Genomic DNA, 14493 nt, shown 5'->3' with positions numbered 1-14493 from the left:
GAGCCTTTCTAAAAGACTTTCATAAGAGGTATTGTGAATAACTATATTTAACAAAGCAATATGTACAAAAACGCCCATCAATAATAACTTCACCGCTATAACCAACCTCATATCAAGGAAAAAAGCACCCTAATTGGGTGCTTTTGCTTATATTAGTAAGCCCATACTGCGCCAACGATAATCAAAAGAATAAACAAAACAACGATTAGCGCAAAGCCTTGACCATAACCGTAACTCATAGATATCCCTCCCTTCATGCTAATTCAACAAGAAAGGTTTAGTAGCCATAACCGCCGTAGCCGCCGTAGCCACCTTTTCCGCCACATGGACCGCATCCGTAACCTGCTCCGCCTACTGCAGCTGCCCCAACGATAATCAAGAGAATGAACAATACAACAATTAACGCAAATCCTTTACCGTAGCCTCCGCCACGAACTTGCTCTTTTCCACTCATTAGAAAACCCCCTTTCCTGGAAGGTTACTAATACTATATGTCGCAATGAAAAAGAAGGGTAGGCGGATGTCCATAGTCCTATAGAAATATCCTAAGCCTTTTTTTACGTGTTCTAAATTATCCCCGCTACTGCAAGCAAAATAATTATGAGAAGAATAAAAAGGACAAGAAACAAGATCAGTTCATCCACTGGAATCCCCCCATTTTTGTTTATCTTCTATCTTATGGAATACTGGGCTCTCAGGTGAATGAAGAGGTATCTTCATGTCGAAAATAGACATATAAAAAACCTCTCTCCTATAAGTAGGAGAGAGGTTGAATTTATTCCATTGTGTTTCCTTTTGCAGGAATTGGGTTTTCATTAAAGATTCGTGCGAAATGCACTAAATTATGCGCCATTGTTTTGGCATGCCCTGTAGCAAAATCATTTTCCTGACCATTTGCATCGATATATGAATCACCTGGTCCTGCCTCACCGACCCAATAAGCATCTACATTAGGAGGTACGGTAATCCCGATATGTGAGAAACCATATAATATGGATGCAGCTGCGTGCTTCGCACCATCCTCATTACCGGTGATGACCACTCCGCCTACCTTATTATAGTAAAGAGATTGACCTTTCTCATTTGTTAACCCACTTCCTCCATATAGGCGCTCAATGGCAAGTGTTGCGATACTGCTTTTCTCACCAAGCCATAGTGGTGTACCGAGCACAACTATATCCGCAGCCTTTACTTTTTCAAAGATCGTTGGCCATTCGTCACCATTACCTTCATCCTCAGATATGCCATAAGCAATGTTATAATCAGCTAGTCTGACGCTCTCCATTTCAATACCTTCTTTTCCAAAAACAGCTTCCGCTTCTTTATATAAAGCGTCCGTGTTTGATCGCTCATCGCTTGTTTTTAATGAACAGTTAAGAAACAAAGCTTTCATGAAATAATCTCCTCTCTAAATTCTTACATAGTCTTGCCATCCTATTACCTTTTGAAGAGAAGGTTAAACAAAAGAGCACTCGTATTCGAGTACCCTTATAATTCTTATTCTGTAATAAGCAGAAGTGGTGGCTCATGCAGAAACTTCATCATGTTCTGGCCATCTTCAGATACTTTAGCCCAAGCTGGGGATTGCATCGCATCTTCTAATTGCTCTTTCGAACCAAACTCAATCGTAGCTGTTAAGAAGTATGGTTTGTCCGTGTTCATTGCAGCAGTAACATAATTTACTTCAGCATGCTTCACGTTTGGTACATCTTTTACAAGTGCCATATGATTGTTCTCGTAGTATTGTTTGAACTCAGCAACTTCCTTTGGTTCTTGATAAATCACAATGATTTTAGCCAATGCCAATCTCTCCTGTCTTTTTTTATATCTAGCTCACGTTAATCATAATCTCATGAAATAAATTAAGGAAGTGAAAGGCATTATTCATGACCAGTTTTCGGCTTTTTTGCCTTACGAACACTTCTCCATTTACCAATAATCAGGAATGCAACTAGAACAATACTTGTCCAAATGAAGCGATTCTGGTATTGATCAAGATTTGCAATATCATGTCCAACAATCGTATATAGAACTGTACCCGGAATCTGTCCTATACCAGTTGCAAGAACAAACGATCGGAACTTAATGTTACTTAGTCCAGCAATAAGGGAAATGATATCAAAGGAAACAATTGGAATAATCCTTGCAACGAGAATTAAGAAGAACCCATTCTCACCACTATACCTGTTCGCTTTAGCAAGAAGATCGCTATTCTTCGTTATTTTTTCAACAAACGAAGCCCCAAGTAGTCTAGCTAGAAGGAACATGACAAGTGCAGCAGCCATTCCACCTGTCCACGAGATAATTATTCCAAGCGGTATGCCAAAAGCAAGCCCATTTGCTGCTGTAATTACAAAAGAAGGTAGTGGTGCAATGATACCTTGTGCGATCATTAGGCCAATACTAATGAAAGGAGCCCAGATTCCAAGAGAACGGAAATAATCTGCAAGCAGTGATAGGGAGTCGAGAGATATAAATGAACGAATCGTAGTAAACCATTGTGGATTGATAAAGAAAATAATTGGAATTATAATGAGTAAAGCTAACCCTGTCCATTTAAGGGGAGATACGTTCTTTTTCATAATTCGTCCCCTTTCTGAAAAAACTAATATGTGAAGAGGCTCTTAAGACATTAAATAAGGACCTGTTCGTATACATTGCGTGGGTTAATTTCCGCTCCAGGATGCTCGCTTTCCGCGGGGCGGGCGGTGAGCCTCCTCGTCGCTTACGCTCCTGTGGGGTCTCACCTGTCCCGCTCGTCCCGCAGGAGTCGAGCATCCTTCCGCTCCAATCACTAAGTGTGGTTCTTTTGAATAATTGTTTCAATAGCAACAATCTTTTAGAGTAGAACTTTAACCAAAGACAAAGCTTATCATAGCACCAGATCTCATTGTAATCCATCAATATCACTCATATTCCCACTATCCAATCAAATAGTATGATAAAGTTAGTTTCACTTTATCCCTAATAAGGAAAACATCTTTATACTAACGATAGATATCTTATTACATAGGAGGTGAACCCTTACGATTCTGTAAGGGCACTATTGGAAATCATTAAAATAATTGCTGTTCTTCTACTAATTGTATTAACTGCGTTCTTTGTAGCTTCTGAATTTGCAATCGTAAAAATTCGAAGAACAAGAATCGACTCACTTGCACGTGAAGGAAATAAAAAGGCCAAAGCTGTTCAAAAAGTACTTGGAAACCTTGATGGGTATCTTTCCGCCTGTCAGTTAGGTATTACCATTACAGCTCTAGCTCTTGGTTGGCTTGGTGAATCAACAGTCGAACAGCTTCTTCATCCACTGTTTGAACTTATTCATGTTCCAGAAGCTATTATGTCACCGCTAACGATCGCTTTATCTTTCAGTATTATTACGTTTCTGCATGTTGTACTAGGGGAACTTGCCCCTAAGACATTCGCCATACAGAAAGCAGAGAAAGTTAGTTTATTACTAGCACGACCACTTATTTGGTTCTATCGGATTATGTATCCATTCATATGGGCACTAAATGGATCAGCGAGAGGCGTCGTTAAACTGTTCGGCTTACACTCAGCGAATGAACATGAACAAGCGCACTCTGAGGAAGAGCTTCGTCTCATTTTATCTGAAAGTTATAAGAGTGGAGAAATTAATAAGTCGGAGATGGAATTCGTTAATAATATTTTCGAGTTCGATGAGCGTATGGCGAGGGAAATCATGATTCCCCGTACTGAAATGACGTGTTTATTTGTAGACAATACAACAGAAGAAAATTTAGAAATCATGAAAAACGGTAAATACACACGTTACCCTGTAGCAGATGGAGACAAAGATAAGATTATTGGTGTGGTCAATATTAAGGAAATTCTAACCCAATATAAGTGGGGGGAAGAGCTCGTTCTTAAAGAATATATCCACCCAATCAATCATGTTATCGAAACTTCTCCCATTAAAGTCCTTCTTAAAAAGATGCAAAAAAGCCACAACCATATTGCAATTGTAGTTGATGAATATGGTGGCACTGCAGGACTTGTGACAGTAGAAGATATTCTTGAGGAAATTGTAGGCGAGATTCAGGATGAGTTTGATTTTGATGAAAAGCTTCCAATACGTGAAGAAGCAAACGGAAAAACAATCGTTGATGGGAAAGCGTTAATTTCTGACATTAACGAACTTCTTGGAACTTCTCTTGATCATACTGACGTCGATACCATTGGCGGTTGGGTCTTAACACATGATATTGAACCTGAACTTGGCACATCATTTACTGTTAATGATTACGAATTCACCGTCCGTGAAATTGATGGACACCAGATTAAAGAGCTTGAAATTAAACATACTGAATGACGAATTTCGCTTATAGTAAAAAAAGAAGCTGTCTCCTTGCATTTAGACAAGGGAGACAGCTTCTTTATTACTTAACTAGTAAATCAAACCAAATTTTAATCGACGTTCCAAGAATAAGGGCTGCAAGAACCCATTGTAGAATCTTTGTATTTATTTTCTTCCCTGCATTTGCACCAAGTGGTGAAGCAATTAAGCTTGCAACAATCATGATCGCAGCTGGAAGTAGTAGTACTTGGCCTGTGGCTAGTTTACCTACTGTTGAACCGATTGAAGATATAAACGTAATTGCAAGTGACGATGCGATCGTCATACGGGTAGGAATTTTCAACACCACAAGCATGATCGGTACGAGTAGAAACGCACCAGCCGCACCAACAATACCTGCACCAATTCCTACGATAAAGGCAAGACTAGCTGAAAGCAGTTTATTGAACTTCACTTGATCAAGTGGAATATCATCAATACCCTTTTTCGGAATAAACATCATGATTGCAGCAATCGCAGCAAGAGCACCATAAACCACATTAATTCCCTGTTCAGACATAATGGTTGATCCATACCCACCGATAAAGCTACCGATCAGAATACTAACACCCATATAAAGAATCAACTGCTTATTTAGATATCCACCCTTACGATAGGCCCAGACACCACCAATCGTAGCAAAGAACACCTGCACCGCACTAATGCCTGAAACCTCATGCGCACTAAATGCTGCAAACCCAAGAGCTGATGGGATATAAAGAAGCATTGGATATTTAATAATCGAACCACCAATACCTACCATCCCTGATACAAACGAACCAATAAATCCAATTGCAAAAATCGTAATAATAAAGCTAAAATCCATCTTGTTCCCTCCTCTCTTCAATTAAGGTTCTTTTCGTATACTTTGTTGCTATAAAAGTGGTGGTTGATTTCCGCTACAGGGTGCTCGCTTTCCGCGGGGCGGGCGCTGAGCCTCCTCGGCACGCTTAGGCGTGCCTGTGGGGTCTCAACTGCCCCGCTAGTCCCGCAGGAGTCGAGCACCCTTCCGCTCCAATCAGCCAAGTGTGGTTATCTATACAGCAAAAGCAAAAATCTTTTAGAAATGAGCCTTATACAAAGATACTTTTATGTGCAACAATCTTTTAAAAATTTCTTAAAAAAACACTTAATAAAAAGGAGGTACTTTTTCAGTACCTCCTTATAGTGTTGTTAGGCTTTTTTGATCCAGAAATAGAAGACGCCGTCCGTTTCTTCTGATTTCATTAGTTCATGACCGCCAGATTTAGCCCATGCAGTAAGGTCACTTTGTGCACCTTTATCTGTTGCTTGGATTTCAAGAACCTGACCAGATTCAAGATCTTTCATAGCTTTTTTCGTTTTGATGATTGGCATCGGGCAAGCTAGCCCTTTTGCGTCTAATGTTTTTTGTGCTTCCATTGTAAAATCCTCCTTATTAGTTAACCGCGCAGCGGTTTGGTCCAATTTCCATTTCTCTTCGTGTTTCTTCATTTGGGGTGATTTTCCCCATATTTGTTTCGCGAATTTCCTGATATGCGTTCGGCTGTGGTGGAAGATTTTCTGTTACCATTCTACGGAATTCAGCTTCTTCTTCCACATTAAGTCCATCGTTCTTCTCATAAAGTTCTTCAAGCTTAGCGGAAACAACTCCTGTATCACCAAGTTCAGCCACTTTAGAGAAGTGGGCAGGTAAAACAGTTAATTCGCCAGCCATTTCTTTGTATCTGTTATAAAGTGTTGTACGAAGATCGAGAACCCAGTCCTCAGCTTTCCCGGCTAGATCTGGACGACCGATTGATTCTACGAACAAAATATCACCAGTTAAAAGATAAGCATCATTGATCATTAATGAAGTACTACCGATCGTGTGTCCTGGAGAATAAATTGGCTCAATTGTAACTTCACCAATGACCATTTTGTTATTCTCTTTAAGAGCAGTGAATGGGAATGTTACTTCTCCTGCATCTTCTTCTGGAAGATAATATGTTCCATTAACTTGATCAGCTAACGCTTTACCTCCAGAAATGTGGTCTGCATGCAAGTGCGTATCCATTGTTGCCTTAATTGTAAGACCTTTGTTTTCTGTGAAGGTCGTATAATTCTCAATCATGCGACTCGCATCAACAACAGCAGCTTCTCCGTTTGATTCGATCATGTATGAAAGACATCCTTTACCAATTCGAACGAATTGATAGAGTGCTCCTCCAGGAAGATCCCCAACTTTAACAGGTTCAAGATACTCACTCCATGCTTTCATACCACCAGAGAGATAAGAAACATTCTCGACTCCTGCTTCAACTAGTTCTTCACCTACGAAGATCGAAGAACCCTCTTTTGCACAAACAACGAGAATTTCTTTATCTTTCGGGAGTTCCGGAAGAAGATCTTCTACTCCATCAATTAAATCGAAGTAAGGAACATTCATTGAAGTAATGGATTCTCCTTCGATCTTCCAGTCACCATATGCTTCTTCATTACGCACATCGAGAATAAAGAGATCTTGCTTGTTAATCACCTTTGAAGCCACTTCACTTGCTTGTGTTTGTTTTAAATCCAATCTTTATACCCCCTGTGGTATTAATTATTTTAAAATTTTTTATAGACTTGAAGTAGTTGGTCCAGTCCATTCGGACATCCCTGGAACAACATTGATTACATCATAGCCACTATCAGCTAATTTTTGAGCTGCAAGGTCACTACGTGTACCCGTTCTGCAGATGACATAAATTTGTTTGTCAGAAGTTAGTTCAGACATACGGTCTTCCATTTCGCCAAGTGGAAGGGAAACCGCATTTGGAACATGACTAAATGCATACTCTGCTGGTTCTCTTACATCAACGATCGTGATGTTATCATCAGATAATTTGTCTGCAAGCTCATCATTTGAAATAATGTTCGGGTGGTTCTTCTCAGATTCTGTTTCACTATCTGATGCTTTACGGAGGTAATGCTTCAGAACCTCTCCTTCTTCTACTGTACCAAGATATTGATGGCCTACTTTATCAGCCCATGCTTTAATATCTGCTTTCGATCCCTTGTCTGTTGCTTGAATTTCAAGAACGACTCCTGCTTCAAGATCTTTCATCGTTTTCTTTGTTTTGACGATTGGCATAGGACAAGCGAGTCCTTTCGCATCCAATACATGATCTGTTTTTATCATAGTCTACCTCCTGAGAATGATTATTCAGTTTCTCCTGACCATCCAAGCATACCGCCGGTCATATTTAATACCTTATATCCGTTTGATTTCAGTACCATGGAAGCCATACTGCTTCTTCCACCAGACTGACATACAATAATATGTTCAGTCTCTTTATCAAGTTCATCCATCCGTGATTGAAGCTCATTAACAGGTAGATTATATGCGCCAGGAATCTTGCCTGTAGCAACTTCTTCAGGACCACGAACATCTACAACGCTAATCGATTTATTTTGTTGTAACATTTCGTTTACTTCTGTAGCAGTTACATCTTTTACATAACCAGACATTCTTTTTCCTCCTATTATCTCCACATATTCAATCCGCCGCGAACATTAGAAACATTAGTAAATCCTTGTCTCTTCAATTCGCTGCAAGCTTTTCCGCTTCTCATTCCGCTCTGACAAAGTACAATAACTTCTTTATTCGGATCGAGCTCTTTTGCGCGGTTTCCAAGTTCATGGAGCGGCATATTTTTAAACTGCTTTACTTTTTGCCCTTTGTATTCACCTTTTGTTCGAACATCGATGAATTGTACATTTCGATCATTAAACTTCGCTTTAGCTTCTTCTGAAGTAATCGTTTTAACATTTTTTCCAGGGCCTACTTTCTTATACAGTAGCCACCCTATTATAACGATTGCTGCAACAATGATGATTTCCATATCCTATCGCTCCTTAGATGAAGAGATTCACATTACCATCTTCGGCATCACCAAGATATGCGGCAACACCTGCATAATCGATTTCTTCTAATAGTTCTTCCTTCTGAAGTCCAAGAAGATCCATTGTCATTGTACATGCAACAAGTTTCACATCTTGTTCCTGAGCAAGTTCAATAAGCTGAGGTAGTTCGGTTACGTTATGCTTTTTGATAACGTCTTTAATCATTTTCTTACCCATTCCGCCGTAATTCATTTTTGAGAGACCCATTTTGTCTGCGCCACGAGGCATCATTTTACCAAACATTTTTTCTAGGAAACCTTTATTCACGTCAACTTGCTGATCTTTACGAAGTGCATTCAATCCCCAGAACGTATGGAAAATGGTTACTTCATGGTCATAAGCAGCGGCACCGTTCGCAATAATGTAAGCTGCCATTGCTTTATCATAGTCACCACTAAATAGTACAATCGTTGTTTTCTTCTGTTCACTCATTCTATATCCTCCTAATATACACCATAGGGTATATAACTAATTAAAATTTTTTATCTGCTTCTTACAAGTAGGTTGACGGCTTCTTTTACAACGTCACCCGTTGGTTCACCATTTTCTATTTGTTCATGTAAGCATTGTTCAAGATTAGAACCAACAATCAATCCAATTGAACGATCAATGCCAGAACGTGTAGCTGAAAGTTGCGTAACGATGTCTTCACAACTTTTCCCTTGCTCCATCATATTAATTACGCCACGTAGCTGACCTTCTATTCTTTTCAATCGATTTGTGACGGCTTTATCGTATTGCATTTATTTACCTCCTCACTTTATACCCTAAGGGGTATAAAATCAAGTAAAAAAATATTTATCTAATTAAATTGTTGCTTTCTTATAATACCTATAGGGGTATTATAACGTATATAATTCATATGTCAATAGGCAGCAATTAGCTTAGCCAATTGATTTGAACAATGAAGTACGTCGCTATGAGAGCGATGATCAAAAGAACAACTATCAATAAAAGATAACGTTCCATGAAGATTACGACTTCATTGTATTGTGTTTATTACTCTTCCTACTTTATACCCCAAGGGGTATAAAGTCAAGAAAAAATATATTTGGATGGTTACTTCTCCAATACCTATAGGGGCATTATAACGTACATGAATTACATGTCAATAGGTAGCAATTAGCTCAGCCAATTGATTTGAATGATAAAGTACGTTGCTATAAGAGCAATGATTAATAGAACAACTACCAATAAGAAGATAACAATCCATGAAGATGATGGAACTTCAAATTTCAAGATCCTTTTTTTCGTTCGATAGAATTGAATCGTTCCACCGACCATGGTTAATAGGCCAAATAATAATGATGAGAAACTAATAAAGACGGCCACTTGATCATCTGCTCTCTCACCAACCGCTCTTGTAAAATGTAAACTCGCAGTTAGAAAACCAATCCCTATAATCGCAATTGAAGTTCGCACCCAGGCAAGAAAAGTTCTTTCATTCGCGAGTAGCTGTTGTACTCTGCCATCAGCTTTTTTATTTTCAATGTCCATTTATCATACCCCCGTGTGTATTTACGGAATATCCTATACTATATCCTTCATTCCCGATTCTTGCAACCATTCTACCTTCTATTATACCCATACTACGAAAATGAAAGCAGAATCCGATTAGGATCCTGCTCCCTCTTTAACTGTTTCAATATACTCTTCGTAACCTTTTTCCTCCATCTCATCTAAAGGAATAAAGTCAAGTGCAGCTGAGTTCATACAATATCGAAGACCTGTTGGTTCCGGCCCATCTTCAAACACATGACCAAGATGGGAATCAGCTCCTTTACTTCTAATTTCAGTTCGAACGGTAAAGAAGCTTTTGTCTTCTTTCTCTACGATATTCTCTGGCACTAGAGGCTTAGTAAAACTTGGCCACCCTGTTCCAGACTCATACTTATCAGTAGAGCTGAATAGCGGTTCTCCTGACACGATATCTACATAGATTCCTTTTTCTTTGTTGTCCCAGTATTGATTATCGAATGCTTTTTCTGTGCCATCTTCCTGAGTCACTTTATACTGAATTGGTGTTAACATTTCCTTAAGTTCAGCATCTGAATATGAAGTTGATCTCACTTCAGGTATTTCCACTTCACGTTCGTTACCCCAGTATTTATCAAGAAACTGATCTCTTCCTGAATTTTTCCGATAGAATTTATAACGTAACTCGTTCTCTTTGTAGTAATTCTGATGGTATTCTTCCGCTACATAGAATGTTGTCGCTTTTTCAATGGGCGTAACAATTGGTTTCTCGAATCGATCAGAGTTCTGTATTTCTTTTTTTGATTCAATTGCTGCTTGTTGCTGTTCTTCATTATGGTAGAAAATAGCTGACAAATATTGATCACCGCGATCAACGAACTGACCGCCATCGTCAGTAGGATCAATTTGTCTCCAAAAAACATCTAACAGTGTTTCGTACGAAACAACAGATGGGTCATAGTAAACTTGGACAGCTTCCACGTGTCCAGTTCCACCTCTAGAAACTTCTTTATATGAAGGATTTTCAGTATCCCCTCCAATGTAGCCTGAAACAACTTCACTAACACCATCTAATTTCTCGAATGGCGGTTCCATGCACCAGAAACAGCCCCCTGCAAATGTTGCTACTGCTTCATTATCTTCAATAGCCTGTGCAGGTTCACTACCATAAGAACGTTTGAACACAACATCATATAACTTTGGTACAGCAAAAATGAGTACCACAGCTATACCAACTAATAGAAGCCATCTTGTTGCTTTCATTTACAATTCCTCCTTCTTGTTTAAAGGAAGCGTAAACCAGAATTCACTTCCCACGCCCACTGGCTTCTAACGACTATTTTACCTCCGTGAAGTTCAATCAACTGTTTTGATATCGCATCATAGGGGTTGCCTCAGTCTAATCTTTTAATTAACTTAGTCTTCCCATTTCCCACTCAATAGTTTGGAGATAATTGCGATATGTTTCTTCATCGAAAAGGCCTCATCGTGTAATGCCTCACCAAAAGAATCGTACATTAAGGTAACCTTATGCTATGCAATAATAATTATTGTTCTTTGAAGAAAGTAGTACGGTTTGATTTACTTTCATTTAGTGTAACGTATTTTCTTTTGAATCTTTAATCTTTTGATTGCAAAGAGCACATTCTCTTAGAGTAAGTGAAGTAGACATACATAAAAGCGGTATGCCAGGTGGCATACCGCTTATTGCTATCTACGTGCTGAAGTTAATTTCTCAGGTGAAGGGAGCCATCGATCGAACGCAAGTAATTTTGAGAAGAAAGGCATACTCAATAATGTGGAGATGAAAACGGCAAAGACGACGATGAACGGTATACCCCATACCGTAGCAATAACATCCGCAGACTGCTGTTCCAAGAACCATTTAATAATAAATCCATGGAACAAATAAATCGCAAATGTACGTGACCCAATTGGTGTAAGTACCATTGGACCTTCAGGTATCATGGAGAAAAACAGGAACATCACAAGTGCAGTTCCAACATAATACACAAGACGAACAAGAAGGTCGATATTGGAGTCGTACACGTACGTGCCGTAAAGAAGATCCGTTAGACCTTCAATTTGGTAAAGGTAGAACAGAACGAATAGACCACTTAATACAATAGGGGCAACCCATTTCATATATGGCAATCGAATCGGCTGTTCTCTTCGTCCCATCATCATACCTAGCACAAAGAATGGAAGGAATACGAATAGACGATCTAATGATAGGAATCTTTCAATATCAAAATATCCTACCAGTAAGCCAGCAACAATACTTAATGGAAGCAATATTCTAGCTTTCATCTTCAATAAGATTGGGGATATCAACTTGTATGCTGCGATACATAACAAGAACCACATCGCCCATCTAGGCGTTAAAAGCTCAATGGCAAACGATTTTTCATAAAGGTTAGTGTAATAAATCGAATAGACTACCTGGAAAATGATATACGGCAACAAAAACGTTGTGAATATCTTCCAAAAATACTTTGTTCCAGACGCCTTTCTAGTGAAATAACCTGTTAAAAAAATAAATGCAGGCATATGAAATATAAAGATTACGTGATAAAGACTATAGAGGAAACGAGAATCACCAATAAAAGGTGTGAGCAAATGTCCTCCTACTACTAGCAATATTAATATAGCTTTACTGTTATCAAACAATGCAATTCGCTTTGACACGAAAACAACCTCCTCAAAGATACAAGAGACGATTGTGAAGCTTCGTCTTCTTCTATATACCCATATTTTCATTAATTCAACTATATTCTTTGTAGATTATTCGTACTAAATGTCTGCCATTCTGTCATTCAAACAAAAAGTAGGACTATTCGAACTATATATCCAACTTAAACAAGACGAATTTACTAACCTATACAAGGATATTTGAACTAATTTATATTGGAAACGTTTTAATTAATAGAAAAATACATTTTTTCTGAATAATCATGTTGTTTTTTTTGGATTAGATTAGTAAAATGAGTGTTATATTTTCGAACACGGAAAAGGAGGCGGGAACATGATCACATTTGTCGGTGCTATTTGTTTATTGATCGTTGGTTATTACGTTTATTCAAAGGTGGTTGAGCGAATTTTCGGCATAGACGATGATCGTGAGACCCCTGCATATACAAAAGAAGATGGCATGGATTATATGCCAATGAGCTGGTGGAAGGGTAGTTTAATTCAGCTATTAAATATCGCTGGACTAGGTCCTATTTTTGGAGCTGTATTAGGCGCTCTTTATGGACCAGTTGCTTTTATCTGGATTGTCATTGGATCGATCTTTGCTGGAGCTGTTCATGACTATTTCTCTGGAATGATGTCACTTAGACACAATGGTGAACAATATCCTTCCCTTGTTGGTCGCTATCTTGGAAAAGGCGCAAAAGGAACGATCAATATTATCTCTATCGTATTAATGATTCTCGTTGCGGCTGCTTTTACTGCAGGCCCAGCACAGCTAATGGCACAGGTTACACCACTGAGCTTCACAATGTGTTTGGTTGTTATCTTCGCTTATTTTGTACTGGCTGCTGTGCTTCCAGTTAACAAAATCATCGGTCGGATTTATCCGATCTTTGGTGTCATTCTTATCATGATGGCTGTTTCAATCGGTATCGGGCTATTCTTTATGGACAACCCAATTCCAAACTTAACAATGGCAAACCTTCATCCTGATAATTTGCCACTATGGCCACTATTAATGATTACCGTCTCTTGTGGAGCGATCTCAGGATTCCATTCCACTCAGAGTCCTATCATTGCTAGAACGATGAAAAAAGAGAGCGATGGAAAAAAGGTATTCTATGGAGCGATGATTGCTGAGGGTGTCATTGCCTTAATCTGGGCAGCTGCAGGAATGACTTTCTTCGGAAACACTGGTGGCCTTCAAGGTGCACTTGCTGCTGGTGGACCGTCAGGCGTTGTGAATGAAATCAGTTCTTCTTTACTCGGCACGTTCGGAGGAGTTCTAGCGATCATTGGGGTTATCATTCTTCCAATCACAACTGGAGATACATCACTTCGATCTTCTCGAATGATGCTTGCTGATTTATTCGTAAAGAAAGATAAAAAGGGTAACGGCGGCAAAGGTAAAACATTGCTACTAACTGCAGTAGTTGCTACACCAACATTCCTTTTAACGCAAATCGATTACACCTTTTTATGGAGATACGTAGGCTTTACTAATCAACTTGTTGCAACCGTTATGCTATGGACAGCCGCAATGTATCTTGTCAAAAAGCATAAATTCCACTGGATTTGCTCTTTACCAGCACTTTTCATGACCATGACCGTTTCAACCTATTTGTTCCTTGCACCTGAAGGATTCGAACTTCCATACAATGTTTCGATGATGTTTGGCGCAGGCATTACAGCTTTGACAGCCGGATGGTTCGGTTATCAACTGTGGAAAGCTCGTAGAAGTAATCCTGTTACGGTAGAACAAGTTGCATAAACAAAACCAGCTACCTTTTCTTTAGTGAAAAGGTAGCTGGTTTTTTATGTAAGCTTCTTTACTATAGAAGGCTCTTTTCGTAGATAGATATTGTTGATTGAAGGTAGGGTGGAATTTCCGCTCCAGGATGCTCGCTTTCCGCGGGGCGGGCGCTGAGCCTCCTCGGCGCGTAAGAACATCGCGCCTGTGGGGTCTCACCTGTCCCGCTAGTCCCGCAGGAGTCGAGCATCCTTCCGCTCCAATTAGCGAAGTGGGGTTTTTTCACAAAACCTCTTTCAAAACAACAATC

Annotated in this window: 17 protein-coding genes and 1 pseudogene; 2 read left to right on the top strand and 16 right to left on the bottom strand. The window is 39.3% G+C overall.

From position 1 onward, the window contains the following. Window positions 1-152: 152 nt before the first annotated feature. From FBF83_RS20050 to FBF83_RS20030, 5 genes and pseudogenes are all read right to left on the bottom strand, one after another. Window positions 153-239: a YjcZ family sporulation protein gene (locus FBF83_RS20050; RefSeq protein WP_136948892.1), complete on the bottom strand. Its 87-nt coding sequence runs from the start codon at window positions 237-239 to the stop codon at window positions 153-155. A 113-nt stretch (window positions 240-352) separates the two neighbouring features. Then, window positions 353-454, bottom strand: a pseudogene (locus FBF83_RS21230) (YjcZ family sporulation protein); the annotation flags it as partial. Window positions 455-775: 321 nt separating this feature from the next. Continuing rightward, a complete protein-coding gene (locus tag FBF83_RS20040; protein WP_136948869.1) occupies window positions 776-1393 on the bottom strand; it encodes a flavodoxin family protein in 618 nt (205 codons plus the stop codon). A 104-nt stretch (window positions 1394-1497) separates the two neighbouring features. Continuing rightward, complete coding sequence (locus tag FBF83_RS20035; protein ID WP_169525656.1) at window positions 1498-1800, bottom strand: EthD family reductase; 303 nt, start codon at window positions 1798-1800, stop codon at window positions 1498-1500. 80 nt (window positions 1801-1880) lie between these two features. Then, window positions 1881-2582 (bottom strand): TVP38/TMEM64 family protein, encoded by a 702-nt coding sequence (locus FBF83_RS20030; protein ID WP_136948867.1) that lies wholly within the window; start codon window positions 2580-2582, stop codon window positions 1881-1883. A gap of 464 nt (window positions 2583-3046) precedes the next feature. Here FBF83_RS20030 and FBF83_RS20020 point away from each other — a divergent pair, with 464 nt between their 5' ends. Continuing rightward, a complete protein-coding gene (locus tag FBF83_RS20020) occupies window positions 3047-4333 on the top strand; it encodes a hemolysin family protein (RefSeq protein ID WP_136948866.1) in 1287 nt (428 codons plus the stop codon). Window positions 4334-4400: 67 nt separating this feature from the next. On the opposite strand, the gene FBF83_RS20015 is transcribed toward FBF83_RS20020, so the two are convergent. The 11 genes from FBF83_RS20015 to FBF83_RS19960 all read right to left on the bottom strand — a co-directional run bounded on the left by FBF83_RS20015 (window position 4401) and on the right by FBF83_RS19960 (window position 12427). Further along, window positions 4401-5183, bottom strand: a complete 783-nt coding sequence (locus tag FBF83_RS20015) for a sulfite exporter TauE/SafE family protein (protein WP_136948865.1) — start codon at window positions 5181-5183, stop codon at window positions 4401-4403. A gap of 347 nt (window positions 5184-5530) precedes the next feature. Further along, on the bottom strand, window positions 5531-5758 hold the full coding sequence (locus FBF83_RS20005; RefSeq protein WP_136948863.1) for a sulfurtransferase TusA family protein: 228 nt from the start codon (window positions 5756-5758) through the stop codon (window positions 5531-5533). Between the two features lie 16 nt (window positions 5759-5774). Continuing rightward, window positions 5775-6896, bottom strand: coding sequence for an MBL fold metallo-hydrolase (locus FBF83_RS20000; RefSeq protein WP_136948862.1), 1122 nt, complete (start codon window positions 6894-6896; stop codon window positions 5775-5777). 39 nt (window positions 6897-6935) lie between these two features. Further along, entirely contained in the window at window positions 6936-7499 is a 564-nt protein-coding gene (locus tag FBF83_RS19995; protein ID WP_136948861.1) for a sulfurtransferase TusA family protein, read from the bottom strand. A gap of 20 nt (window positions 7500-7519) precedes the next feature. Then, on the bottom strand, window positions 7520-7828 hold the full coding sequence (locus FBF83_RS19990; RefSeq protein WP_136948860.1) for a rhodanese-like domain-containing protein: 309 nt from the start codon (window positions 7826-7828) through the stop codon (window positions 7520-7522). A gap of 14 nt (window positions 7829-7842) precedes the next feature. Next, a complete protein-coding gene (locus tag FBF83_RS19985; RefSeq protein ID WP_136948859.1) occupies window positions 7843-8202 on the bottom strand; it encodes a rhodanese-like domain-containing protein in 360 nt (119 codons plus the stop codon). Between the two features lie 13 nt (window positions 8203-8215). Continuing rightward, entirely contained in the window at window positions 8216-8695 is a 480-nt protein-coding gene (locus FBF83_RS19980; protein ID WP_136948858.1) for a DsrE/DsrF/DrsH-like family protein, read from the bottom strand. Between the two features lie 50 nt (window positions 8696-8745). Next, window positions 8746-9006: a metal-sensitive transcriptional regulator gene (locus FBF83_RS19975; RefSeq protein ID WP_136948857.1), complete on the bottom strand. Its 261-nt coding sequence runs from the start codon at window positions 9004-9006 to the stop codon at window positions 8746-8748. A gap of 379 nt (window positions 9007-9385) precedes the next feature. Next, window positions 9386-9760, bottom strand: a complete 375-nt coding sequence (locus FBF83_RS19970) for a YidH family protein (RefSeq protein WP_136948856.1) — start codon at window positions 9758-9760, stop codon at window positions 9386-9388. Between the two features lie 117 nt (window positions 9761-9877). After that, window positions 9878-11002: a peptide-methionine (R)-S-oxide reductase MsrB gene (msrB, locus tag FBF83_RS19965; RefSeq protein WP_136948855.1), complete on the bottom strand. Its 1125-nt coding sequence runs from the start codon at window positions 11000-11002 to the stop codon at window positions 9878-9880. Window positions 11003-11449: 447 nt separating this feature from the next. Continuing rightward, on the bottom strand, window positions 11450-12427 hold the full coding sequence (locus FBF83_RS19960; RefSeq protein WP_169525654.1) for an acyltransferase family protein: 978 nt from the start codon (window positions 12425-12427) through the stop codon (window positions 11450-11452). 337 nt (window positions 12428-12764) lie between these two features. Between FBF83_RS19960 and FBF83_RS19955 the strand changes: the two genes are divergently transcribed. Then, on the top strand, window positions 12765-14204 hold the full coding sequence (locus tag FBF83_RS19955; protein ID WP_136948853.1) for a carbon starvation protein A: 1440 nt from the start codon (window positions 12765-12767) through the stop codon (window positions 14202-14204). Window positions 14205-14493 lie beyond the last annotated feature (289 nt).

This window comes from Guptibacillus hwajinpoensis (genome assembly GCF_005144865.1).
Taxonomy (GTDB): domain Bacteria; phylum Bacillota; class Bacilli; order Bacillales; family Guptibacillaceae; genus Guptibacillus; species Guptibacillus hwajinpoensis_A.
Note: the sequence above shows the minus strand (reverse complement) of the source record. Positions and strands in the feature narration are given on the sequence as shown.